At 69.9% G+C, this 24388-nt stretch carries 14 protein-coding genes, 1 other RNA gene and 1 pseudogene; 10 read left to right on the top strand and 6 right to left on the bottom strand.

The window, feature by feature from the left end:
• Positions 1-104 precede the first annotated feature (104 nt).
• The 4 genes from M4V62_RS29400 to M4V62_RS29415 all read left to right on the top strand — a co-directional run bounded on the left by M4V62_RS29400 (position 105) and on the right by M4V62_RS29415 (position 4156).
• On the top strand, positions 105-1157 hold the full coding sequence (locus M4V62_RS29400; protein ID WP_249590205.1) for an ABC transporter substrate-binding protein: 1053 nt from the start codon (positions 105-107) through the stop codon (positions 1155-1157).
• 207 nt (positions 1158-1364) lie between these two features.
• A complete protein-coding gene (locus tag M4V62_RS29405; protein ID WP_249590206.1) occupies positions 1365-2216 on the top strand; it encodes a Nif3-like dinuclear metal center hexameric protein in 852 nt (283 codons plus the stop codon).
• Positions 2213-2956 carry a zinc ribbon domain-containing protein gene (locus M4V62_RS29410; protein WP_249593065.1) on the top strand — a complete coding sequence of 248 codons (744 nt, stop codon included), beginning with the start codon at positions 2213-2215 and terminating at the stop codon, positions 2954-2956. The genes M4V62_RS29405 and M4V62_RS29410 overlap by 4 nt, the downstream gene beginning before the upstream one ends.
• A gap of 12 nt (positions 2957-2968) precedes the next feature.
• Positions 2969-4156: a bifunctional RNase H/acid phosphatase gene (locus M4V62_RS29415; protein ID WP_249590207.1), complete on the top strand. Its 1188-nt coding sequence runs from the start codon at positions 2969-2971 to the stop codon at positions 4154-4156.
• A gap of 83 nt (positions 4157-4239) precedes the next feature.
• On the opposite strand, the gene eda is transcribed toward M4V62_RS29415, so the two are convergent.
• Both eda and yaaA read right to left on the bottom strand, forming a co-directional pair.
• Entirely contained in the window at positions 4240-4878 is a 639-nt protein-coding gene (gene eda / locus M4V62_RS29420) for a bifunctional 4-hydroxy-2-oxoglutarate aldolase/2-dehydro-3-deoxy-phosphogluconate aldolase (RefSeq protein WP_249590208.1), read from the bottom strand.
• Positions 4879-4956: 78 nt separating this feature from the next.
• Positions 4957-5763: a peroxide stress protein YaaA gene (gene yaaA, locus M4V62_RS29425; RefSeq protein ID WP_249590209.1), complete on the bottom strand. Its 807-nt coding sequence runs from the start codon at positions 5761-5763 to the stop codon at positions 4957-4959.
• Between the two features lie 642 nt (positions 5764-6405).
• Here yaaA and M4V62_RS29430 point away from each other — a divergent pair.
• Positions 6406-7848 (top strand): RNB domain-containing ribonuclease, encoded by a 1443-nt coding sequence (locus tag M4V62_RS29430; protein WP_249590210.1) that lies wholly within the window; start codon positions 6406-6408, stop codon positions 7846-7848.
• Here the strand turns inward: M4V62_RS29430 and M4V62_RS29435 are convergent.
• The gene (locus M4V62_RS29435) at positions 7799-8608 is read right to left on the bottom strand and encodes a hypothetical protein (RefSeq protein WP_249590211.1); all 810 of its coding nucleotides are present in this window, start codon (positions 8606-8608) and stop codon (positions 7799-7801) included. The genes M4V62_RS29430 and M4V62_RS29435 overlap by 50 nt on opposite strands.
• Positions 8605-9429: a MerR family transcriptional regulator gene (locus M4V62_RS29440; RefSeq protein ID WP_249593066.1), complete on the bottom strand. Its 825-nt coding sequence runs from the start codon at positions 9427-9429 to the stop codon at positions 8605-8607. The genes M4V62_RS29435 and M4V62_RS29440 overlap by 4 nt, the downstream gene beginning before the upstream one ends.
• 154 nt (positions 9430-9583) lie before the next feature.
• Here M4V62_RS29440 and M4V62_RS43950 point away from each other — a divergent pair.
• The 4 genes and pseudogenes from M4V62_RS43950 to M4V62_RS29455 form a co-directional block, all read left to right on the top strand.
• Positions 9584-9805 (top strand): annotated as a pseudogene (locus M4V62_RS43950) (EamA family transporter); the annotation flags it as partial.
• Positions 9806-9878: 73 nt separating this feature from the next.
• Positions 9879-10288: RNase P RNA component class A (gene rnpB / locus M4V62_RS29445), an RNA gene on the top strand.
• Positions 10289-10887: 599 nt separating this feature from the next.
• Positions 10888-12798, top strand: coding sequence for a DUF2075 domain-containing protein (locus M4V62_RS29450; protein ID WP_249590212.1), 1911 nt, complete (start codon positions 10888-10890; stop codon positions 12796-12798).
• A 177-nt stretch (positions 12799-12975) separates the two neighbouring features.
• A complete protein-coding gene (locus M4V62_RS29455; protein WP_249593067.1) occupies positions 12976-15093 on the top strand; it encodes a DUF2075 domain-containing protein in 2118 nt (705 codons plus the stop codon).
• 53 nt (positions 15094-15146) lie between these two features.
• On the opposite strand, the gene M4V62_RS29460 is transcribed toward M4V62_RS29455, so the two are convergent.
• Positions 15147-15275: a DUF6408 family protein gene (locus M4V62_RS29460; protein ID WP_249590213.1), complete on the bottom strand. Its 129-nt coding sequence runs from the start codon at positions 15273-15275 to the stop codon at positions 15147-15149.
• 29 nt (positions 15276-15304) lie between these two features.
• Here M4V62_RS29460 and M4V62_RS29465 point away from each other — a divergent pair, with 29 nt between their 5' ends.
• A complete protein-coding gene (locus M4V62_RS29465) occupies positions 15305-22456 on the top strand; it encodes a DUF3320 domain-containing protein (protein WP_249590214.1) in 7152 nt (2383 codons plus the stop codon).
• Between the two features lie 117 nt (positions 22457-22573).
• On the opposite strand, the gene M4V62_RS29470 is transcribed toward M4V62_RS29465, so the two are convergent.
• Positions 22574-24376: an HNH endonuclease gene (locus M4V62_RS29470; protein ID WP_486388578.1), complete on the bottom strand. Its 1803-nt coding sequence runs from the start codon at positions 24374-24376 to the stop codon at positions 22574-22576.
• Positions 24377-24388 lie beyond the last annotated feature (12 nt).

A 24388-nucleotide genomic window follows, 5' to 3' on the forward strand; every position in this document is an offset into this window, starting at 1 on the left:
GTTGTGCTGGGTGGGGAGGGCGCGCTTAAAGTAAGGCGAACCTAAGTGGTCGCGGGCCTGCGGAAGCGGCCGCCGCGGCACACCCCCTGGAGCATGGAGCACCGATGTCCGTCTCTGTACGGTCCGTACGACCCCGCCGCCACCGCGCCACCGCCGCCCTCGCCCTCGCCGTGGCCGGCGCGCTCTCCCTCGCGGCCTGCGGGTCCGGCGACAGCGACGGCAAGTCCGACAACGGCAGCGGCAGCAAGGCCGTCGCCCAGGGCGGCGACGACTTCTCCAAGGCCGCCGAGCAGACCGCGAAGATGGGCACCACGGCCAAGGCCGGCGTCTTCCCGCGCACCATCACGCACGCCCGCGGCAAGACCGAGCTCAAGGCGCAGCCCAAGCGGGTCGTGGTCCTGGACGTCGGCGAGCTCGACAACGTCGTCTCGCTCGGCATCAAGCCCGTCGGCTACGCCCCCACCGAGGGCGACGACGGCATCCCCGGCTACCTGAAGAAGGACGCGGGCGACCCCAAGGACGTGGGCACGATCAACGCCCTCAACCTGGAGGCCATCGCGAACCTGAAGCCGGACCTGATCCTCGGCAGCGAACTGCGCGCCGCCAAGCTCTACCCGCAGCTCGCCAAGATCGCCCCGACCGTCTTCTCCATCCGCCCCGGCTTCACGTGGAAGGAGAACTACCTCCTGAACGCGGCCGCGCTCGACAAGACCGCCAAGGCGAAGACGGAGCTCGCCGCGTACGAGGAGAAGGCGAGGTCCCTGGGCCGGGACCTCGGCGACGACAAGCCGACGATCACGATGCTCCGCTACATGCCGGACCGCGTCCGCCTCTACGCCAAGGCGTCCTTCATCGGCACGATCCTCGACGACACCGGCCTGCCCCGCCCGAAGAACCAGCAGGTCAACGACCTCGCCACGGAGATCAGCACCGAGAAGATCGACGACGCCGACGCGGACTGGATCTTCACCGGCGTCTACGGCGACGCGAAGAAGACCGGCCGCTCCGCCGCCGAGAAGAACCCGCTCTGGAAGAAGCTGGACGCGGTGAAGAAGGGCCAGGCCAAGGACGTCCCGGACGAGACGTGGTACCTGGGTCTTGGCGTGACGGCGGCGAATTCGGTCCTTGACGACCTCAGGTCCGACCTGGCCCCGTAAGGGGCGCGGGGAAGCGCGCTCAGCCACAGAAGAGCCGCAGACGCGACTGCCGAGCACCGAGCAGATGCGTCTGCGGCTTTTCCTTGCTTGCTCGCTTGCTCGCTTGCTCGCGCAGTTCCCCGCTCCCCTTACGGGGCGCTCAGTAGCAGCCCGTAGCGGTGCGTAACGTACGACATGCCGAGCGCAGCGGGAAGGTAGCCTTTCCCCGTGCCCCGTCTGTCTGAAGTCATCGCCGCCCTCGACGCCCTGTGGCCCGCCGAACTGGCCGAGAGCTGGGACGCGGTCGGCACGGTCTGCGGCGACCCCGAAGCGGAGATCTCCCGGGTCCTTTTCGCTGTCGACCCCGTCCAGGAGATCGTCGACGAAGCGGTGAAGCTGGGCGCCCAGCTCCTGGTCACCCACCACCCGCTCTACCTGCGCGGCACGACGACGGTCTCGGCGGGCACCTTCAAGGGCCGCGTCGTCCACGACCTGATCAAGAACGACGTCGCGCTGCACGTCGCGCACACGAACGCCGACCGCGCCGACCCGGGCGTCTCCGACGCCCTCGCGGGCGCGCTCGACCTGCGGATCGTCCGACCTCTCGTACCGGACCCGGCCGACGCGCACGGCCGCCGCGGCCTCGGCCGGATCTGCGAGCTCGAACACCCCCTGACGCTCCGCGAACTCGCCGCCCGCGCGGCCGAGCGGCTGCCCGCCACCGCGCAGGGCATCCGGGTCGCGGGCGACCCGGAGCAGCTCATCCGCACCCTCGCCGTCAGCGGCGGCTCCGGCGACAGCCTCTTCGACGACGTACGCGCGTCCGGCGTGGACGCCTTCCTCACCGCCGACCTGCGCCACCACCCGGTGTCGGAGGCCCGCGCACAGACTCCGCTCGCGCTGCTCGACGCCGCGCACTGGGCCACCGAGTGGCCGTGGTGCGAACTGGCCGCCGCGCAGCTCGATCAGATCTCCGACCGTCACGGATGGGGACTTCGCGTCCACGTCTCCAAGACGGTCACCGACCCCTGGACCGCCCACGCGGCCTCGAATACCGACACAACAGGAGCCCCCAACTGAACGCCGCGCCCGCCGACCAGATCCGACTCCTCGACGTCCAGGCACTCGACGTACGCCTCCAGCAGCTGGCGCACCGGAAGAAGTCCCTGCCCGAGCACGCCGAGATCGAATCGCTGAACAAGGACCTCACGCAGCTGCGTGACCTGCACGTCGCGTCGACGACCGAGGAGAGCGACTGCTCCCGCGAGCAGACCAAGGCGGAGCAGGACGTCGACCAGGTGCGCCAGCGCGCCAACCGCGACCAGCAGCGCCTGGACTCCGGCGCCGTGACGTCCCCCAAGGACCTGGAGAACCTCCAGCGTGAGATCGCCTCGCTCGCCAAGCGCCAGGGCGACCTGGAGGACGTGGTCCTCGAGGTCATGGAGCGCCGCGAGTCCGCCCAGGAGCGCGTCTCCGAGCTGGCGGAACGTGTCTCCTCCGTCCAGTCGAAGATCGACGACGCGACGGCCCGTCGTGACGCGGCCTTCGAGGAGATCGACGGCGAGGCCGCCACGGTCACCAAGGAGCGCGAGGTCGTGGCCGGTTCGGTCCCGGCCGACCTGCTCAAGCTCTACGACAAGCTCCGCGTCAAGGAGGGCGGCATCGGCGCGGCCAAGCTCTACCAGCGGCGCTGCGAGGGCTGCCGCATCGAGCTGGACATCACCGGGGTCAACGAAGTGAAGGCGGCGTCCCCCGACACGGTCGTGCGGTGCGAGAACTGCAGCCGCATCCTGGTCCGCACGTCCGAGTCGGGTCTGTAAGGGACCGTGGCCGTGCGGGAGTTCATCGTCGAGGCCGACGGCGGGTCGCGGGGCAACCCGGGACCCGCGGGCTACGGCTCGGTCGTCATCGACGCGACCACGGGGGAGACCCTGCGGGAGGTCGCGGAGTACATCGGCGTCGCGACGAACAACGTCGCCGAGTACAAGGGACTCGTGGCCGGCCTGAAGGCGGCACACGAGCTCGACCCGGCCGCAACGGTCCATGTCCGCATGGACTCCAAGCTCGTCGTCGAGCAGATGTCGGGCCGCTGGAAGATCAAGCACCCGGACATGAAGCCGCTCGCCGCCGAGGCCGCGCGGGTCTTCCCGTCGTCCCAGGTGACGTACGAGTGGATCCCGCGCGAGAAGAACAAGCACGCGGACCGTCTCGCCAACGAGGCGATGGACGCGGGCAAGCGCGGGGAGCAGTGGTCGGCGTCGGATTCGACGGCCGAGCTGGACGCGATGGCTTCGCCGACGGGCACGACGGGCACGACGGGCACGGCGGGGGCGGACGTGCGGGCCGCGGGCAACGTGGCCGCGCAGGCGCCGCCCGTCGGCTGGGGCGCCGCCGACCTGGGTGCCCCCGCGACCTTCGTGCTGCTGCGGCACGGCGAGACCGCGCTGACCCCCCAGAAGCGGTTCTCCGGCAGCGGAGGCTCCGACCCCTCCCTCTCCGACGTGGGCCGGGAGCAGGCAGAACGCGCGGCGGCGGCGTTCGCCGCGCGGGGCACGATCCAGGCGATCGTCTCCTCGCCGCTGAAGCGCTGCCAGGAGACCGCGCAGGCCGTCGCCGCCCGCCTCGGCCTCGACGTACGCATCGAGGACGGGCTGCGCGAGACGGACTTCGGGGCCTGGGAGGGCCTGACCTTCGGCGAGGTGCGTTCGCGCCAGCCCGAGGAGCTGAACGCGTGGCTCGCCTCGCCCGATGCGGCGCCGCCGGGCGGCGAGTCCTTCGCCGCGGTGGCCGAGCGGGTGTCGGCGGCGCGGGACTGTCTGGCCGCCGAGTACGCGGGCCGCACGGTCCTCCTGGTCACGCACGTCACGCCGATCAAGACGCTGGTGCGCCTGGCGCTGGGCGCGCCGCCGGAGTCCCTGTTCCGCATGGAGCTCTCGGCCGCGTCCGTCTCGGCGGTGGCGTACTACGGGGACGGCAACGCGTCCGTACGGCTGCTCAACGACACGTCACACCTGCGGTAAGCGCCCGAAGGGGCGCGGGGAACTGCGCGCTCAGCCACGACGCACCCGCAGGGGTGCACTCGCGTCAGGCCCCGGGGCCCGCGTCAGCGCAGGGCGGCGGCCTCGCGGGCCAAGGCCTCGATGCGGCCCCAGTCCTTCGCCGCGACCGCGTCAGCCGGCAGCATCCAACTGCCGCCCACGCAGCCGACGTTCTTCAGGGCGAGGTACGACGGCGCGGACGCGAGGCCGATGCCGCCCGTCGGGCAGAAGCGGGCCTGCGGCAGCGGGCCGCCGAGCGACTTGAGGTAGGCGGTTCCGCCCGCGGCCTCCGCCGGGAAGAACTTCATCTCGTGCACGCCGCGCTCGATCAGCGCCACGACCTCGGACGTCGTCGAGACACCCGGCAGGAACGGCACCCCGGACGCCTTCATGGCCGCCAGCAGCGTGTCGGTCCACCCCGGGCTGACCAGGAAGCGGGCCCCGGCGTCCACGGAGTCAGCGACATTCGTGGCCGAGATGACGGTGCCCGCGCCGACCACCGCGTCCGGCACCTGCGCCGCGATGGCCCGGATCGCGTCGAGCGCGGCGGGCGTCCGCAGCGTCACCTCGATCGCGGGCAGCCCGCCCGCGACCAGCGCGCGCGCCAGCGGCACGGCGTCGGCGACGTCCTCCACCACGACTACGGGGACGACGGGGGCGAGATCGAGCACGGAGGCGGAGGCCGCGGCGGAGGGGGAAGTCATGGGAGCATCCTGCCTCGGCGTACGCAGCATGCGCAAAGGGCGTTGCGCATGCTGCAACAGGCGGGCCCGTGGCGCAGATCAGTGGATCTCGCGCACCACCACGTCGAGCGCCCACGCCTTGCCCGCCTTCGCCGGAGCCTGCGCCTCCACCACGTGCCCGAGGTCCCGCAGCGCCTCGACCAGCTCCGCCGGGCCCTTCGGCTGCGTGCCGGTCTCCAGCAGAGAGCGGACGATCCTGCCCTTCGTCGCCTTGTTGAAGTGCGAGACGACGGAGCGCTTCTCGACCCCGGTCGCCGGGTCGGTCTGCGCGTGCAGCACCCGCACCGTCGCCGTCCGGTCCGCGACCTCGCCCTTCGGCTTCCAGGCGGCCGTGTACGCCGATGAACGCAGGTCGAGGACCAGCCCGTCGCCCGCCGCCTCGGGCATCGCCGAGGCCATCGGCGTACGCCAGTAGGCGCCGAGCGCGCCGAGGCCCGGCAGCTTGACGCCCATCGAGCAGCGGTAGGAGGGGATGCGGTCCGTGACGCCGACGGCGCCCCACAGTCCGGAGAAGACAAGCAGCGAGCGGGCCGCGCGGCGCTTGGCGGCGGCGTCCAGGGAGGCGAGGTCAAGGGCGTCGTACAGGACGCCGGTGTAGATCTCCCCCGCGGGGCGCGCGCCGGCAGTCCGCAGCTCGGTGTTCTTGGCGACCTCACCGCGCAGACCTTCACTCAGTCCGAGTACGTCACGGGCCTTGTCCTCGTCCGCCACGCAGAGCTCGACCAGCTCGTCGAGCACGGCCCGCCGCGCGTCCGCGAGCACCGGCAGGGAGAGCGACTCCGGCTTCAGGGGGGCGCCGCGGCCGGAGGGTGCCTTGCCTTCGGAGGGCGGCAGCAGGACGAGCATGGGTCTCCTTCGGAGGGTCACGGGAGGGGATGCGGCCCCGCGCCAGGGTAATCGCCTCCGCGCCCCAGCTTCGCCCACGCCGCCACTGCCCGTCCTCCCCGCAGCCTTCCCCGCGCGCGAACATGCCCTTCCCACCCACCCGCCCGTCACCCCGCATCCGCTCCTGCACGAACGAGCTTTCCCGCCCACCCGCCCGATTGCCCCGCAGCGACCGACGATTGGCTGCAGTCGGGAGCGCGCGCGAGGGGACGTGCCGGTATGTCTGCCCGGAGCACGGTTCGCGGCACTCCGGTGCCGAAGCAACAACGCGGCCACCGGACGATAGCGAGGACGGACATACCGGCGCGGCCCCGCACCCACACACGGACCGGCACCGTCCCGCCCCACCGTGCCGTCCCGCCCCCCGTGCCGTCCCGCCCCCCCCGTGCCGTCCCGCCCCCCCCCGTGCCGCGCCGCCCCCCCCCGGTGCCGCGCCGCCCACCGTGCCGCCCCGCCCCCGTGCCGCGCCGCCCCCGTGCCGCGCCGCCCCCCGTGCCGCCCCGCCCACCGTGCCGCCCCGCCCCCCGCCCCGCCCCCCGTGCCGCGCCCCCGCGCCGCCCCGCCCACCGTGCCGCCCCGCCCCCCGCGGCCTACGCTCGGTCCATGCCCCGTCGCCACCTCCGCGTGACCGGCGCAGCCGAAGCTCCGTTGCGGGGCGCGCTGCGTGAGCTGCGTACGAAGCTGGACGTTCCCGAGGCCTTCCCCGGGGATGTCCTCGCCGACGCGGAGCGGGCCGTCGCCGACCCCCGCCTCCCCGCGCACGACGCGACCGACATCCCCTTCTTCACCATCGATCCGCCCACCTCGGTCGACCTGGACCAGGCGATGCACCTGTCCCGGCGCGAGGGCGGCGGCTTCCGGGTGCGGTACGCCATCGCCGACGTCGCCGCGTACGTCACACCGGGCGCGCCGCTCGACACGGAGGCCCACCGGCGCGTCACCACCCTCTACTTCCCGGACGAGAAGGTGCCGCTGCACCCCACCTCGCTGAGCGAGGGCGCGGCCAGCCTGCTGCCGGGCCAGGACTGCCCGGCGGTGCTCTGGACGATCGACCTCGACGGGGAGGGACGTGCCGTCTCGACCGACGTGCGCCGCGCCCTCGTACGCAGCCGTGCCAAGCTCGACTACGAGGGTGTGCAGCGGGCCATCGACGGCGGCACCGCCGAGGAGGCCCTCGCGCTGCTCGGCGACATCGGGCGGCTGCGCGAGCAACTGGAGGTCGAGCGGGGAGGCATCTCCCTCAACGTGCCCGAGCAGGAGATCGTCGAGCGGGACGGCGCGTACGCACTCGACTTCCGCGCCCCGCTGCCCGCCGACGGCTGGAACGCCCAGATCTCCCTCCTCACCGGCATGGCAGCCGCGGAGCTGATGATCCGGTCGGGCGCCGGCATCCTGCGCACCCTGCCCACCGCCCCCGACGGCGCCGTCGGCCGGCTCCGGCGCACCGCGCAGGCCCTGCGGGTCGACTGGCCGCACCACGTCCCGTACGCCGAGCTCGTCCGCTCGCTCGACCCGCACGAGCCCCACCACGCCGCGTTCCTCCAGGAGTGCACCACGCTCCTGCGCGGCGCCGGATACACCGTGTTCAGCGGCGGCGACGTCCCCGAGCTCACCACGCATGCCGCCGTCGCCGCGCCCTACGCCCACTGCACGGCCCCGCTCCGCCGCCTCGTCGACCGCTACGCCGCCGAGCTGTGCCTTGCCGCGGTCGCCGGGGACGAGCCGCCGCAGTGGGTGCTCGCCGCGCTGCCCGAGCTGCCCAAGGAGATGGCGGACGGGACGCGGCGCGCCAACACCGTGGAGCGCGAGTGCGTGGACATCGTCGAGGCGGTGCTGCTCAAGGACCGGGTCGGTGAGCTCTTCGACGCCGTGGTGGTGGACGTCCAGGAGAGTGAACCGGACGCGGGAACCGTCCAGTTGACCGATCCCGCGATCGTCGCCCGCATCGAGGGCGGCACGGGCGGCCTTCCGCTGGGGGAGCGGCTGCGGGTGCGGCTCACGCAGGCGGAGCCGGGGACGGCGAAGGTGCGGTTCGCGCCTGCCTGAGGGCGCTCAGGAGCCGCTCCGGCTCGTCCGCGTGCAGCCGCACCGTCGTCACCGGGCGCCGCTTGCCGAGGAATCCGACCGCCGTGACGGGCTCCGTCAGCTCCAGGGTGAGGGAGGTCTGCGAGCCGACGGGCAGGTCGATGACCCCGTCGGCGGCCTCGTGCGTGAAGCGCCGCTCACCGCGCACGGCGGCGATCCTCTCCAGCGGTATCCGCAGGTCCCGGTGGGCGCCCTGACGTACGCGGAGCGCGTCTTTCGTCAGTACGTGCGGCCGGGTCACGGAGGCGGCGTGGATGCCAAGGATCAGGACCACGGTGTAGACGTCGACGACGAGCATCACCGCGTGCGCCACGGGCCAGTCGCGCAGCAGCACGGCCATCCCGACGGTCTCCACCACGCAGACGAAGACGAAGCCGTAGAGCATCGCGGCCTGGTCGCGGGCGTGCCCGAAGGCGAGATCCCCCGCCCGCACCCCGTGCCGCCGCCGGGCCACCCACAGCGCGAGGCTGCCGAGCACCCGCAGCTCGTGCCCCACGATCCTGCGCACCGGCTCCGGCACGACGTCCCTGACCGCCGCGCGCCCGCCCCGCCGGTAGATGAGGGCGAGCCCCACACCCTCGACGGCGATCAGCACCAGGGCGACGGCTTCCACGCCGACGAGTACGTCCGCGGGGAGCGAGGCCCCGGCCAACAGGCAGACGACAAGGACGAGTTCGACGGGTACGACGACCCAGGCGAGGCCCCGCACAAGCCCCTTCACCGGGCACCCCGCTCGCCGAGCAGCCGCATCCCGCGGCGTACGGCTTCGGCCTGGGCGGGGGCGAAGTCGGAGAAGAAGGCTTCGAGGAACCGGTCCTCGCCGCGGCCGAGCCCGTCGGCCACGGCCCGCACGCCCTCCGTGCCCAGCTCCTCCAGGAGGGAGTCGGGCAGCGCGTCGGCGAGCGCCCGGGCCGCCTCGTCCACGGCGGCTTCCGTACGCGGGTCGGCGAGGTCGGCGTCGGCGAGCGCGTCGAGCAGCGCGTACACCTCGTGCGCGCGCTCCACCGCTCCCGGCGTGGTCAGGGCCGGGCGCATCGCGGCAAGGAGCCGGTCCCGGTCCTCCCGGGGTGCGGTGGTGTCGATCAGGGCGAGCAGCTCCCGGTCCTTCGCGGCCATCGCGGACTCGGGCCCGTCGCGGCCGGCGGTGGAGCGCGCCAACTCGGCGAAGAAATCCCCGAGTTCGGGCGATACGGGCCCTTCGGCGGACAGCACCCCGCGCTCCGCGTCGTCGAGCAGCACCCGCAGCCGCTCCCGCCGCTCACGGATCGCGGCCTCCTGCCGTGCGAGGTCGGCGTCCAGCTCCGCGAGCACCTCGGCGAGCTCGCGCCCCGCGTCGTCCGCGAGCACGTCCCGCACCTCGGCGAGCCCGAGCCCCAGCTCGGTGAGCCGCCGGATCCGCGCGAGCACGACGGCGTGCCGAAGGCCGTACTCCCGATACCCGTTGGACCGCCGCTCGGGCTCGGGCAGCAGCCCGAGGTGGTGATAGTGCCTGATGGCCCGCGTGGTGACGCCGACGATCCCGGCGAGCTCCCCGATCCGCATCCCGTTCATGAGGCCGTTCGCATCCCGTTCATGAGGCCAGTAGAAACGTTGACGCTGCGGCAAGGTCAAGCGACGGCGCGGAGGGACCCGCCGGGCGGGCGCACTCCTGGAGGCGGGGCTGCGGCCCGCGGAGGCGGCGACCTGGCAGACGACACTGCCGGGCCCCGCCACTCTTGCCTCCCTCGCGGGCCTCGGCGTCATCTGCACGGCCCTGGCCTTCGTCGTCTTCCTCGAACTGATCCGGGAGGCGGGCCCGACCCGCGCGGTCGTCTTCACCTACGTGAACCCGGCGGTGGCGGTGGCGGCAGGCGTCGTGTTCCTCTCCGAACCCCGGGCGGCGGGCATCGTGGCGGCCTTCACGCTCATCCTGGCGGGCTCGTTCCTGGCGACAGGGGCGTCCGCGGGGCGGAGCTCCGGCACACGCCGGGTAGCATGGTCGGCACGGCAGACGAGCCGGGCGGACGGCCGCGTGAAGCTCCCCTCACCAGGGGCTCTTCCCGAGGAACGTCCGGGCTCCACAGGGCAAGGTGGTGGCTAACGGCCACCCGGGGTGACCCGCGGGACAGTGCCACAGAAAACAGACCGCCGGGGACTTCGGTCTCCGGTAAGGGTGAAACGGTGGTGTAAGAGACCACCAGCGCCTGAGGTGACTCAGGCGGCTAGGTAAACCCCACCTGGAGCAAGGTCAAGAGGGGCCCTGGAAACAGGACCCTGCGCGGATGATCGAGGGCTGCCCGCCCGAGTCCGCGGGTAGACCGCACGAGGTCCGCAGCAATGCGGACCCTAGATGGATGGCCGTCTCCCCGGCCGCCGCGAGGCGCCCGGGCGACAGAACCCGGCGTACAGCCCGACTCGTCTGCCGCCACTTGCGGCTTTGCCTTGGATGGAGTTCCGATCTGCGACGGAGGCCCATTTGCTGCGTTAGGCCGTGGAGAGTTCCTCGGGCAGCGCTGAAGGCCCTGAAAAGTCCCTGACGTAGATGAGCAGGCAAGCCTCTGCGCTGGCCGTTCGCGGACCGAACTCTTCTCCCCTGCTCAGGCAGGGCAAGGTAGCCCAGGTCGGTGTGGCCTGCGACGGGCCCGCCACGAGACAGAGTTCGCCCGCACCCCGACGGAGCGATGCGCCCGACGAGTGGCAGAGGTTCCCGTTCCGAAGCGGCAGCTCGTGCTCAGAAAGCCCGACACCGTCCGCATCCGCTGGATGACACGGACGCCACCGAGATTGACGACGCTGACTCCAGCGGCCAGAGGCCGTGCACTCCGGTCCGGGCGTCGGTAGGAGAGGCCGGGCACGGCATCAGCTACCGCTACTCCGACCACCGATACGACCGGCAGTACCGCCAGGTACCCTCAGACACATCGCCAACGCGGCCCGACGGGCTTCCGTTCCACTCCGGTGGAGTCTCGAAGGACATGCCCCCACCCGCACGAGTCACTTCGTGCTGCCTGGGGGAAGTCCTTGCTGTTCCGTGCGTCCGCGAAAACGGTCGCCGTCATGGCACTCGACGGTTCGCTGTTCCTACACCTTGCCGACCAGTTTCTTCACATGCACGGCTACCAGCCCGGAACCTCGGAGGCGCGTTCCTGGGAGCGCAGCATCCCTATTCTGACCGCCGCGCTCAACGACGCTGGCCTGGGCGACGTCGAGGTCATGCTCGAGTATGCGCTACCGCTGAACAGCAAGCGCGCCGACGTCGTCCTCGCCGGCCTGCACCCGGTCACGCAGGAGCCGTCCTACGTTGTGGTCGAGCTGAAGCAGTGGAGCCAGGTGACTCCGCACGAGGACGACCCCACCCTGTGTCATGTCGACGCCTACGCGCATCCGGTGCTCAACCCGATCGAACAGGTGCGGCGATACTGCGAGTACCTGGTCAACTTCAATGGCGCGGTGGCCGAGCATGGCGAGCGGATCCACGGAGTGGCCTTCCTGCACAACTCCACCGAGTTCGGGGTGTCAGGGTTGCGGGAGATCGAGCGCGACGGGCGGGGACGGCTCTTCACGGGGGAGCGTCGCGGTGCGTTCCTGGACCACCTCCGGTCGAAGCTGAGTGGCAAGCACCCTGGCGCCCACGCGGCCGATGAACTGCTCGCGGGCGCCACCGCACCGTCGAAGCAACTGATGTCCGTGGCAGCCCAGGAGGTGCGGGAGCGACAGCAGTTCGTCCTCCTCGACGAGCAGCAGGTCGCCTACCGCATGGTGCTCAACGCGGTGGAGAGGGCGAAGCGCGCTGACCACAAGGAAGTCGTCATCGTCACCGGCGGCCCCGGAACCGGGAAGAGCGTGATCGCGCTCCAACTGCTTGGCGAGCTCTACCGAAGAGGTGTGGCCGCGGTCCACGCGACTGGCTCGCAGTCGTTCACCAAGACGATGCGCAAGGTGGCCGGTTCCCGGAAGCGGGAAGTCCAGGATCTCTTCAAGTACTTCAACAGCTTCATGACTACGGAGAAGAACAGCCTGGGTGCTCTGATCTGTGATGAGGCGCACCGCATCCGCGAGACGTCCGCCAACCGCTACACCCGCGCGGCACTGCGGACCGGCAGAGCACAGATCGACGAGCTCATCGACGTGGCCCACGCACCGGTCTTCTTCCTCGACGAGCACCAAGTGGTGCGCCCCGGTGAGATGGGCACCGTGGACGAAATCCGTGAGGCCGCGGCCAGACGGGGCATTGACTGCAATGTCATTCCTCTGGACAGCCAGTTCCGCTGCGGAGGTAGCGACGCCTACCTGCGCTGGGTGGTCCGACTCCTCGGCCTGGAGCCCGGTGGGCCGGTCGGGTGGGAGCCCGATGACCGCATGCAATTACTGGTCGCCGACAGCCCTGAAGAGCTGGAGGCGTTCCTCGATGCCCGGCGTGGCGAGAAATACGGTGCCCGGATGTCTGCGGGCTACTGCTGGCGGTGGTCTCCCGAGCCCAAGCCCGGCGTCCCCCTGCCTCTCGACGTCGTCATCGGGGGCTGGGAGCGGCCTTGGAATCTGCGCGGCGACCGGTCGGTTTCCGGCGCGCCGCCGTCCGCGCTGTGGGCCACCGACCCCGCGGGCTTCCGGCAGATCGGCTGCGTCTACACCGCCCAGGGGTTCGAGTACGACTGGTCCGGCGTCATCATCGGCCCGGACTTGGTTTGGCGGGGCAACCGCTGGATCACCGACCGCTCCGCCTCCAAGGACCCGGTCTTCAAGAAGTCCGTACCCGACACCGATGTGGACCGTCTTATTCGGAACACGTACAAGGTTCTGCTGACTCGAGGCATGGTCGGCACGATCGTCTACTCGACCGATCCGGAGACGCGGGAAAAGCTGCGGGAATTGGTGTCTGCCCGACCGGAGCCACGGCCTGCCGCGGTCGAGGGGCCCCTTCTGCGGCGATGAGCACGTGATATCCAGCCATGATCTCCGTGCTTCCAGCCGACCGACGTGTCATGTGCGTCGCGGCGGAGCGTCAACTCCCTAAGATCCGAAGTGTCATTGCGGTCCGACGGGCTTCCCACGTGGACATGCCCCCATCCGCACGAGTCACTCGTGCCCTGGGGGATCCACCTCGTGTCCATGCTCCTGCTGAAACTGGCAGCGCAGGATCTGCTGACCCTGAATTCAAGACGCCGTATGGTGCCCCATCTCGCCGCGAGGTGGAAGCACTTCCTCAACACCGACGCTTCGTTGACCGAACGCTCCGCCTGGGCGGAGAGCCTTGTGCATCTTGCCGAGGATCTGGTCGCCGCCGACCGCGGGAACGTCGAGATGGTCGTCGAATGCGCTGCCACCCTCGACGAGGCAGACCGCGCTGGGGATCCGCGGCTCATCGATGTCGTCCTCGTGGGCCATCATCCCGAAGAGCGCGGGCTGTCCGTTCAACTCGTCGAGCTGAAGCGTTGGTCGACGGTGACCAGGGTGGAGCGAGCCACCGCGGAACTGGTGCATGTCCCCGGCATGGGAGAGAAGAAGCATCCTGCGCTGCAACTGCGCGAGTATCACGCGGCTTTCACGGGTGGCAGAGGGCCGCTGCACGGACTGAACTTCGAATGTGGCGGCTTCGCCTATCTGCACAACGCCACCGACGCCTCGGTGCTCCCACTGGTCGGCGTGGACGCGCCGACCGGTTCCTATGCCCGGGTCTATACGAGTGACCGTCGCGCCCAGCTGCTGTCGGACCTGCGGAGCAGCTTCGCGGCCGACGGTGCCGACTCGGCGGCCGAAATCCTGCTACGGGGCATGGGTCTGCGTAACACCCCTCTGCTCGACGCCATGATTCGCTCCAGTGGCGAGGACACGGTCTTCACCCTGCGTGGACGTCAGAAGAAGGTCGCGGACCAGATCCTCGACACTGCCGCCAAGGTGCTCCCCGATCCACAGCGGCCGGCGCTCCTCCCCGACGAGCGACGGGTGGTGTTCCTCGTCACCGGCGGTGCCGGTACCGGCAAGAGCGCCATCGGCCTCCAGCTCAAGGCCGAACTGGAGGCGGAGGGCCGCACGGTCAAGTACGCGAGCGGCAGCAGAGCGTTCAATGGCGCCCTGCAGGAGCATGTCGGCTATGGCGACCGGGAGTTCAAGGAGAGTTTCACTTACTTCAGCAACTTCGTCACCCCGCCCGATCCGCCTCTGGACGTGCTGATCTGCGACGAGGCCCACCGCCTGCGCGATCGCTCCACAAATCGCTTCTGGGATCCCGAGGACTATGGCACCAAGCCACAGGTGGACGAACTCCTCGATGCCTCCCGGTTGACGGTGTTCTTCCTGGACGAGGGGCAGTCAGTGCGCCCGCAGGAGGTCGGCACCGCCGCTCTCGTGGAGGACGCTGCACGGCGCTACGGCGCCCAGCTGGTCCCTTGCCCCTTGTGGGAACAGTTCCGGTGCGGTGGCAGCGACACCTACATCCGCTGGGTGCGTGGAGCGCTAGGGGTGTTGGACGCGGAGCCGGAGCAGTGGACCCCGGACGGGCTGATGCACGTTGAGGTAGTGGACAGCCCGGAGGAGCTCGAGCGGATCATTCGCTCCGAGGCCGTGGCGGGAGCGTCCGCGCGCATGGTCGCCGGATACTGCTGGCCCTGGACGAAGCCCTTGGGCAAGGAGAAGCGGCTCGAGCCCGACGTCCGGATCGGTGATTGGCACCGGCCGTGGAACGCGGACAGCGAATCCTTCTGCGAGAACAAGACCGTCCCGCCTTCCAAGATCTGGTCTGTGCACGAGAACGGCCTCGGCCAGATCGGCTGTGTGTACACCGCGCAGGGACTGGAGTGGGACTGGTGCGGCGTGATCATGGGCGACGACATGGTGCGCCGGGGCGACAGCTGGGTGTTCCGTCGGGGCAAGGAGCGAGTGGACAAGGAGGTGGAGGTCAAGCGGGTCGCCGTTCCCGGATCGTTCGATCCCAAGGTGAAGCCGAAGAGCGTGGACGACGACGAGTTCGCCCGTCTCGTACGGCACGCGTACCACGTGCTGATGACCCGGGCGAGCCGGGCGACCGTGCTCTACTCCACGGATGAGGAGACCCGGAATTACCTGAAGCGACTCGTCGGCGAGGTCCAGCTACACGGTCTGCGACCCACCTGGGAGAACCTGCCGGAGCAGGCTCGCCAGCCGCATCTGCCCCGACCCGGCCGAGGACAGCGCCGCCGCAGGAGGCGCCAGAAGGAGAACACCCCGCCCGGGGAGATGCGTCTCTTCTGATACGGGGGCCAGGGTGTGGGGTGGCGGGCTCTCCCGGGCCCGCCACCTGCCGGTCAGAAGACCAGGCGTGCTGCCGCGATCAGGGCCGCCACCAACAGATTGATGGCGACTCCTACCGTGACGTCGACCAGAATCTGACGAAACCGGTCGCGACGTGCAGGCTTGTACTCAACGGTATTCATCGGTTTCCACTCCAGAGCGTGAGCTGGGAATGGCAGGGATCGCCCTACCGGGCATCCGCAGTCACACCGCGTACGTACGCGGTGGAAACCACTCGTCGCTCATCGCCGAGGACCGGCACCTGGAACACCGTCGACGTACCCTCCGGGAAGGTGCGCAGCGGGTAACCACGTTAGTACATGCACCAGTTGTTGCAGATGGGCATGCCGTAGCAGCGATTGAACCGTTCCGTAACTATCGCTTCACGCATTGGTGTGCTGACCGTATTATTCGCGTCCAGGGGGGATCAGCGGGACTTGTGCGGCCACCGGGACAGTACGGACGTTGGTGGCCGCGCTTTGCGTTGGTGGCAGAGGGGACTGCCGCCGACGCCGTGCTCCGTTGGCCCAGAAGCGACAACTCAGGGATCAGCGTGACGAACTCGGTTAGCTTCGGGGACAGCCAGGAACTCGATCGCCTCAAGGCGATGCTTGAGAGCTGGCGCACATCGCTGGTGGACTTGAGCGGCCGCAACCGGCTGCTCAATTTCCGCCACACCAAGTCGGCGACACTGGAGATTGCCAACCCATCCGCGCGGGAGCTTGTCGAAGGGCTGGCCCGTGGTTGGGACTTCGCGCCGCTCCCGGACGAGGAGCCGGAGGCCGGCGAGGGTTCGCGATCCGGCGATGTGGTCCTCGCGAAGAAGGGCGACCGCACTGACGGAATCGTCACCCAGAAGAACACCGCGCCGTCCCTCCTGCGCGCGTTGAACAGTCTCCGTGCCAAAGCGACGCAGCTCTTCAACGACTATGGCCTGTGGACCCTCAACCTCGGCGTAGGCATGCTCCGCTGGCGCGAGGACGGAGCGGAGACAGCCAGTGACGCCCCCCTGATCCTTATGCCGGTGGTCGTCGAGCGCACGCGCAACGGCCGGATCCGCCTCAAGGCGAGCGATGATGAGGAACCGCGCCTCAACCCGGCCCTGAAAGTAAAGCTGCAGCAGTTCCACATCGACTGGACTCCGGTCGTCGAACAGGGCCCCTCGGACCTGCAGGCGGTGCTCTCCGCCGCGCGAGCCGCGGTGGCGGGCAAGGCCGGATGGCAGATCTCCGAGCGTGTGGTGCTCGCACTCTTCGCCTCCCACAAGGAGTCGATGTATCAGGACCTGCTGGACAACGAGGACTGCGTCCTCGGCAGTGACCTCATACGGGCGATGGCACTCGGCCCACATTCCGGACTGGCCTCCGACCGTTTCGACTTCGAGGAGATCCAGCTCGACCGGATCGACGAACTGAGCCCGCCCGAGGACAGCCCGCTGGTGCTCGACGCCGACGCCTCGCAGCGGCAGGCCGTCGCCGCGGCCGTGGCCGGACAGTCGTTCGTCCTGGACGGTCCGCCCGGCACAGGCAAGAGCCAGACCATCACCAACATGATCGCCGGTCTGATGCACGCGGGCCGGAGCGTGCTGTTCGTCAGTGAGAAGGCGGCGGCCCTCGACGTCGTCCTCGCCCGGCTGAAGGCGGTCGGACTCGACTCGTACGCATTGCCCCTCCACAGCCACAACACCAGCCGTAAGGCGGTGGCCCAGGAGCTGGGTCGGGCCCTGGCGGAGGAGCCGCGTGCACCGCAACTGTCACAGCAGGCCCTGGCGCAGGCCAGGGAACTGCGCCTTGCGCTCAGTGCTTATGCCGAAGCGATGAACGAGGCCCGCGACCCGCTGGAACGAACCCTGCACGATGTGCTCGGCCAAGTCGGCCGCCTGTCCGATGCGCCGGTCGCTTATTTGAGCCATGGCGACGACCCGGCCACGGGGGCAGGCGCGACGTTTCGCGCGGAGACGCTCAGTGCCGAGGACCTCCGCCTGATCGTCGAGGCGACGAGAGCCATCTCCGATGCTTGGGAGGCGGTCGCCGACCCGTCGTTCCCCTGGCGCGGCCTGCGAGCCGGCCTGCCGCATCCACGTCCGGTGCTTGAGCAGGCGCAGGCAGCGCGGGACGCGCTCGCGACAGCGGTCGACCGGTACCGGGACCTCGCGCTTGATGGTGCGCCCATCACCGACCAGAGCGGGATCGACCGTCTGGCTGCGCTCCTGCGGCTGCTCGACACGCGGAGTCCCGTGCCGGAAGAGTGGCTGACCACGGATGCCTTTGCCGACGAGGTGGACGACCGGGTCGACGCCTTCCTTGCGGAACTGCGCAAGGCGCAGCGTACGAGCACCGCCGTCCGGGCGACGGTGGGCGAGCGGTGGCAGGAGCTTTCCACCAGGCTGACGGCTGAGCCGGGGGAGGCCGAGAAGTCGCTCTCGGCGATGGCGCCGCGAGGCCTCGACCTCACCGAGCTCATGCAGGAGCGAGCGCGACAGTTCGCCGGGGAGTTCGATGCGACCGCCGGCGTGCTGGAGCGGACCCTGCAGAATCTGACCCGCGTCAGCCACCGCACCGGGCTCGCGCACCCCAGCAGCCCCGAGGAAGCACGCCATCTGTGTGACGTGATCGCCGTGGCCGGTACCGAACACCGCCCTCCCGAGCAGTGGCTGGTCCCCGAAGGTCCCGTGCGGGCGGAGGAGGCGGCGGTCGGGGTCGTCGCCGATGCGCTGAGTGACTTCTTCACCCGACGCAACCAGGTGGTCTCCGCCCAAGCCCTCGCGACGGACCACGCGGGCCCGGGTTGGACCGAACTGCGGCGAGAAGTGAGCGCCGAGCGACCGGTCAACGAACAGGCACTCGCCGCACTGGAACCCCCCGGCACCGACATCGCGTCGCTGACAGGCAGAGAGGCCGCGGAGCTTACCCAGCGGTTCGACACGCTCGCCGACGCACTTGAGATGGCCGCCGGGCACGCCGACTCGTTAGCCGGACACCTCGGGTGCGACCGGCCGAGGGCGATGTCCGAAGCGGAGGACCTGGCCACGCTCGTGGAACTGGCCGCAGCATCGGACCGCACGCTCGAAGCATGGCTTGATCCCTGGGCACTTCCCGGTGTCCAGGCAGCTGTTGCGGAGATCTCCGCTGCCGCCGATGACCTGGCAGCCGCGGAGAGGGCGGCGCGTGACACCTTCCTGCCCGAGATCGTCTCCACGCCTGAACTGCCCGAAGCGGTCCACCGGCTCCTGGAGGGGCGCCAAGGACTCGCCGGAACGTTGTCCAGTGGCATCCGGGCCGACCGGAAGCTCGTGGCCCGGCTGACGCACGGCGGATCATGGCGCGGCGAGCTGTACGACAAGCTGCCGCTTGCCGACGCCTGGTGCGCCGCTCACCAGAGGCTGAGGGCGCTGGCCGCCACCCACGCCGAGCTGATGGGTCGCTATCGCGGCACGGTGTTGCCCGACGTCCCAGGACTGCTCAAAGCACTCGCGCACGCCGAAGAGGTCCACGCACTCGCGCCGGAGACCGTCGCCGACCCCTACCGCAGGAGTCTGCTCGCCACTCACGTGGCCGACGGCCGAGACCTGCACCCCGCACTCGTCGATCAGGGAACGGCGCTTCGCGGCGGTCTCGCCGGATGGCGGCAGAATCTGGACGACCCGTCGCTCGCGCCGCACGCGGCCGACCTCACCAAGCTGCCGCTCGACGCCGCAGCCCGCTGGCTGCGCGCCCACCTCGCTCCCTTGAGACAGGCCGTTGCGTTGCTGGACACGGTGGCCTCGGTCGGCCGCCGGGACAGTGGCCCGGGTTCCGAGTACACCCTCACCGCCGCGCGCACGGCGGTGAGGACCGCGCACGCGGCACAGAAGGAGACCGCCGCGTTCGACGGCCAGGCCGTGAGCGACCGCAGCCTTCTCGGCCCCTGGTACCGGGGCCTCGACACGCAGGCGGACGACCTGCGCGACGCCGCGCCCAACGGCGCGACGGGTTACGAGCCGATGGGGCGGCTTCTGTGCCGCGGACTCGACCTGACGCGACAGCGTCCGGGACCGTACACCACCGCGCAACAGCGCGAGTTGCTCGGCCGGTACGTCATGGAAGGGCGACCACACACCGAGGGCTTGCGGGTGGCCCTGGACTCGGCCCGTCTCATCGCCCGCCTTGCCCTCGGCACGCTCGCAGAACCAGCATGCCGGACCAGCCTCGTCGACGTGCTGGCCGACGGCCGGCCCGAACCGCGCGACCTGCTCGCACAGACCGACCAGATCCGCCATGACCTGGACCTGTGGCAGGAGTACACCGGACAGTCGCACGTCGCGGCGGTCGGCGCGGCACTCGCCTCCTGCTCCCTCGAACAGGCGGCGAGCTGGCTCCGTGCGCACGTGGAACCCTTCGAGGATGCGGCCGACCTCACCCGCTCAACCGCCCGAGTCATGGACGAGGAGACGGGGCTCACCCTGTCCCGGGCCAGGGAAGCGGTGGCCGCCGTCGCCTCCGCCCGCGCCGCCGAGTCCTCCTTTGCGGAGAACGACGCCACGTACCGAAGCCTTCTCGGTTCCCTCTACCAGGGCACGGGGACGGGCCGGGACGCGATCCTGGACGCCCTCGACTGGGCCCAGAAGGTCCGTCGCACCGCACATGGCGGCCACTCCGCGCCCCTGTCGCAAACGGCGGCCCGGCTGATGCTGACCGCGTCAGCAGATCCGTCCGTCGCGGCCCGCGCCGGTGACTGGGGCGGGCAGCGCGAGGCACTCGCCGGGCACTTCGAGCCTGCGCGCGCCGAGGAACTGCGACGCGAACTCGCCGGATCCCTCACGACGGCCCAGTCTGTCCTGTCACTCCTCGAGCGTGACCCCTTCGGCCCGGAAGCGTGGACCAGCCGCGCCGACGCACTGACCCTGTTGCGCCGCTACCACCTCCACGAGCTCCCCGACCAACTCGCACGCCGCGAAGTCTCCGCCGAGGACTTCCCCGCAGCCATGGAACGCGCGGTGCTCACCGCGTGGGTCGAGCACCAGCTCACCACTGACCAGAGGCTGAAGCCGATGCGGGCGGTGGAACGCGATCAGCTGGTGGAGCGCTTCCAGAGGGCGGACCAGGACCTGGTGGCGGCGGCACACGCCGAGGTGATCGCAGCATGCAACTCCCGGCGTCCTCGCAGAACGTCGGTGGGTCAGGCCGCCGTGATCCGCCGCGAGGCCGAGAAGCAGCGTCGCCACATGCCCGTACGGCACCTGCTGAAGCAGACTCGCGACGTCGTAAGGCTGGTCAAGCCCTGCTTCATGATGAGCCCGCTGACGGTCAGTCAGTTCCTGCCACCGGACTTCGACTTCGATGTCGTCATCTTCGATGAGGCGTCCCAGGTGCTGCCCCAGGACGCGGTGAACTCCGTCTACCGGGGCAAGGCCCTCATCGTGGCCGGTGACCAGAAGCAGCTGCCGCCGACGTCCTTCTTCACCGCGGCCGGCGACAGCGACGACGGCGACGAATGGGACGAGGACGCCGCCGACGGCTTCGAGTCCATCCTCGACATGTGCAAGGCCAGCGGAGTCCTGCGCGGACTGCCTCTGCGCTGGCACTACCGCAGTCGGCACGAGAACCTGATCGCCTTCAGCAACCACGACTTCTACGACAACTCCATGGTCACGTTTCCGGGCGCGCTGGAACAGGGACCGGACATCGGCGTGGAGTTCATCAAGGCGGACGGCGTCTACGACCGCGGCGGGAGCAGCGACAACCCCGTCGAGGCCGCCAAGGTGGCGCAGCGTGTCATCCACCACTTCGACACCCGCCCCGAGCACACCCTCGGCGTGGTCGCGCTGTCGAAGTCGCAGGCGGAGGCAGTCGAGGAGGCGGTGCAGAAGGCGAGGGCGGCCCGACCGGACCTCGACCACCACTTCACGGAAGGCCGGCTCGACGGGTTCTTCGTCAAGAACCTCGAAACCGTCCAGGGCGACGAGCGCGACGTCATCATCCTCTCCATCGGCTACGGTCCCGACCACCGCGGCAAGCTGCTGTCGGCGTTCGGCCCCATCAACCGGGAAGGCGGCTGGCGACGCCTCAACGTGGCCGTGACACGCGCCCGGCGCCGCATGGAAGTCGTGGCTTCCTTCCACGGAGGCGATCTGCCGGACAGCGCCAAGAAGAGCGTGCAACACCTGAAGCGGTACCTGCAGTACGCCCAGCACGGTCCTGCGATTCTCCAGACGGAGGCAGCCGATCCGGACGCGGCTCCGGAGAGCCCCTTCGAAGAGGAGGTCATCGACATCCTGCGCGACTGGGGGTACGAGGTCCAGCCGCAGGTGGGGGTGGCCGGTTTCCGTATCGACATGGCGATACGGCACCCGGGTGCGCCCGGCACGTACGCGCTGGGCATCGAGTGCGACGGCGCCATGTATCACTCTTCGCGGGCGGCCCGGGACCGCGACCGGCTGAGGGAAGCGGTCCTGCGCGACCTGGGTTGGAAGCTGCACCGAATCTGGGGAACGGACTGGTACCGGAACCGACGGGACGCGATGGCGCGGCTGCGGGCCGCGGTGGAACGGGCGTGTGCGGAGGATCCGCATGCGGTGCGGGTGACGCCGCCCGTGACGGTGGAGGTCAGCGACGGCGGCCGTGGCGATGACGGCGGTACGGCGGAGCCCGTGGACGGTCTGAGGAGCGCAGGGCGCCATGCATCCGCGGAAGGGCGGGCAGGCGGTCGGTCGGTCCCGCGTGTGGAGTTCGTGACGGTCGACGAGGGCCCCGCACCGTGGAGTCGCCCCTACCAGGATGTGGATCCCGACCTGTTGGCAGAGCTGCGTGTGGAGTCGAGCAACCGGCGGGGCATGTCGGGTGTGGAGCTGCAGGACCCCGATGCTCTCGACGTGGTGGCGGAGGTGGCGCTGTGCGTCGTCGAGGTGGAAGGGCCCGTCGAGAGGGAGGTGGTCTACACCCGGGTCCGTCTCGCGTGGGATCTCGGACGATCCGGCCAGGTGGTCCGCGACCGCATCGACCGGGCTCTTCGCCACTTGCTCAAGCAGGGCAAGATCGTCAACGTAGGTACGGCCTACGACGTACCCGGCCATGAGACGGAGTTCGCCCGCACGTCGACAGAGTGGTGCGCTCGACGCGTGGCGGAGGTTCCGGTGGTGGAACGGCAGCTCGTGCTGAGAAACGTGGTCGCCGAGGGACCGGGCGTGCACCGGGAGGACTTGCTGCGGGAGGCCGCCCGCTTCTTCGGGTGGGCGCGGCGGGGCGCCGACATCAAGGAGGCTCTGACCGGCGACATCGACGCGTTGATCGCGACCGGGCACTTGGCCGAATCGGAGGGCGGCCTAATGCCTGCGGAGGCATCTTGACCTCTTGGGGTGAGCCGCTCTCATACCGTCCGGGGCGCTGAGCCCGCAGGCGAAAGGCGTGGCGCGAGAAACGGTGTCGGCCTGACGGACAGGCCGACACCCGTGCTCTCCGCGTCGTTATTCTTCCGCCGATCTGTTCAGTTCGCACAGAGTCCGGTGGTAGTGCAGGTACGTCTCATCGATCTGATGGCCATCGTGTACATGAAGGCTTCCCAAGGAATCGCCCGAGTGTGTTCGCCTCACGATGCCGTCGACGTCGACGTAGATTTCGAGTCCGTCGAAGAGAACGTGGTGATTGGGGCACAGACAGAGCAGGTTCGGCAGTTCATCCGGACCGTCGTGCGGGGAGCCGAGCCCCCGGATGTGGGCAGCCTCGCTGTAGGGCCTGCGCTTGTACTCGAGGCGCGTTGCACACACCTGGCAGGCATGACCGTGCAGTTCCTTCACCTGAAGGACGATCGCGGGGTTGCGGACCGGCCGTGAGTAGGTGGTCTCTCGGCGCGCGGTCGGTCCAGCCGCCCGTTCCCTCTCGGTGACTTCCTGGCCGCGTTCCTCTTCGTCCTCGTCAGGCAGACCGTCTGCCGTGGCGTAACCACCGAGTCCCACCTGACTCAGCACCTCCCGCTGATCGACGTCGGCGAGATAGGTGCTGCACAGCTTGAGCACGGCCTCCAGGCGGGTCAGCGGGTTTTGCAGGAGGTCGGCGCTTGCGTGTGTGAGCCCTGCGACCGGTTGGAGAGTGTTGAGAATGCCCAGCTGCGGCATCGGACCCGCATCGCTCGGTATCCCGTGCACTTCCCACAGGCCACTGCCCTGCAGGTGCCAGAAGGGGTACTCGGGGGTGACCCTTGAACCGGGCAGTCCGAACTCAGCCAGAAGAGGGCCGACCTCCGAGCGGAAAACAGACCACGGCGCGAGGCGCGGCTTTCCTGCCGCGATGCGGGAGGCCGCCCACAGCAGAGACAGTGGTTGGTGCCGACTGCGTGCGGTGCCCTCTGATCGGCGATGAGTGTTGAGAGAGCCGAGCCGTTCCAGCAGCTTCTCCGGAGTCAGCCGGGCCGGTACCGCTGAGGGTGAAGTCAGGGAGCGGGGTAGGCGCGGTCGGGACCTCACCGGGAGAAGTGGAGCAACACGACGGTAGTCCTCGGCTGATCGCAGGGTAAGGCTGCGCAAGGGTGCAGGAACGTTCAGGCGCTGCAAGATGGGCGCGGCCAGCACACGAGTGGGGAACTCTTCGACTTCCCCCAGCGCCATGACGTGCTCCCACGTGGAACCGTCCTGATTGATTCCCCAGACTTCCTGCGCCGCAAGCGGGCTGTTGAAGAGATGGAGGATGCGGGCGCGAGCGATGAAGTGATTCTCCGCGTAGAAGAAGACGTCGTCGCCGACGCGGCGCTTTCGCAGCGCTCGCACTTTTTCGTTGTTGGTCTGGGTGGTGGGGGTGGAGCCCCACAGCCGTGCTACCCCATCCGGGTACAGGCCGGCCAGTGTCTCCGCATGCTCACCGAGTACTTGCCTGACATCGGCCAGGCGTATCCCCCGGCGTACCGACTTGGCGAAGTTCTGTGGCCCACGCTCCCGAGCGCCGCCGCGAGGCTGAAGAACCATCTGCGGCGTTGTCTCCTGCTCGCCGTCCGCGACAGTGGCTCCTTCTTGCACAGTGAAGCCGAGGGCCCGCAGACGACGTGCCACCGTGTTGGCGCCCCCGCTGAAATCATCGGCCGACAGCAGGTTGCCGGCCGAGTACAAGTGCGCGACGCCCGCGATGGCCTTCGAGTCAAAGCGGTCGCCTTCCAAGACCAGCTCGTACGTCATCGCTCGGCCGAATCCGTACTGACGGCGAAACGTTTCGCGCCCCAAACGCTGACACTCCTGGACCGCAGCCAGTACGCCTGCGCGCGTTATATCCCCAAGTCCCATGCGCGGGGAGCT

It is taken from the genome of Streptomyces durmitorensis (assembly GCF_023498005.1).
GTDB lineage: Bacteria > Actinomycetota > Actinomycetes > Streptomycetales > Streptomycetaceae > Streptomyces > Streptomyces durmitorensis.

Bases quoted from the DNA above. Each gene is read 5' to 3' on its own strand.
- M4V62_RS29460 (WP_249590213.1), bottom strand. From the start codon at position 15,275: ATGAATACCGTTGAGTACAAGCCTGCACGTCGCGACCGGTTTCGTCAG.
- eda (WP_249590208.1), bottom strand. From the start codon at position 4,878: ATGACTTCCCCCTCCGCCGCGGCCTCCGCCTCCGTGCTCGATCTCGCC.
- yaaA (WP_249590209.1), bottom strand. From the start codon at position 5,763: ATGCTCGTCCTGCTGCCGCCCTCCGAAGGCAAGGCACCCTCCGGCCGC.
- M4V62_RS29455 (WP_249593067.1), top strand. From the start codon at position 12,976: ATGCTCCTGCTGAAACTGGCAGCGCAGGATCTGCTGACCCTGAATTCA.
- M4V62_RS29430 (WP_249590210.1), top strand. From the start codon at position 6,406: ATGCCCCGTCGCCACCTCCGCGTGACCGGCGCAGCCGAAGCTCCGTTG.
- M4V62_RS29440 (WP_249593066.1), bottom strand. From the start codon at position 9,429: ATGCGGATCGGGGAGCTCGCCGGGATCGTCGGCGTCACCACGCGGGCC.
- M4V62_RS29465 (WP_249590214.1), top strand. From the start codon at position 15,305: ATGGCAGGGATCGCCCTACCGGGCATCCGCAGTCACACCGCGTACGTA.
- M4V62_RS29400 (WP_249590205.1), top strand. From the start codon at position 105: ATGTCCGTCTCTGTACGGTCCGTACGACCCCGCCGCCACCGCGCCACC.
- M4V62_RS29470 (WP_486388578.1), bottom strand. From the start codon at position 24,376: ATGGGACTTGGGGATATAACGCGCGCAGGCGTACTGGCTGCGGTCCAG.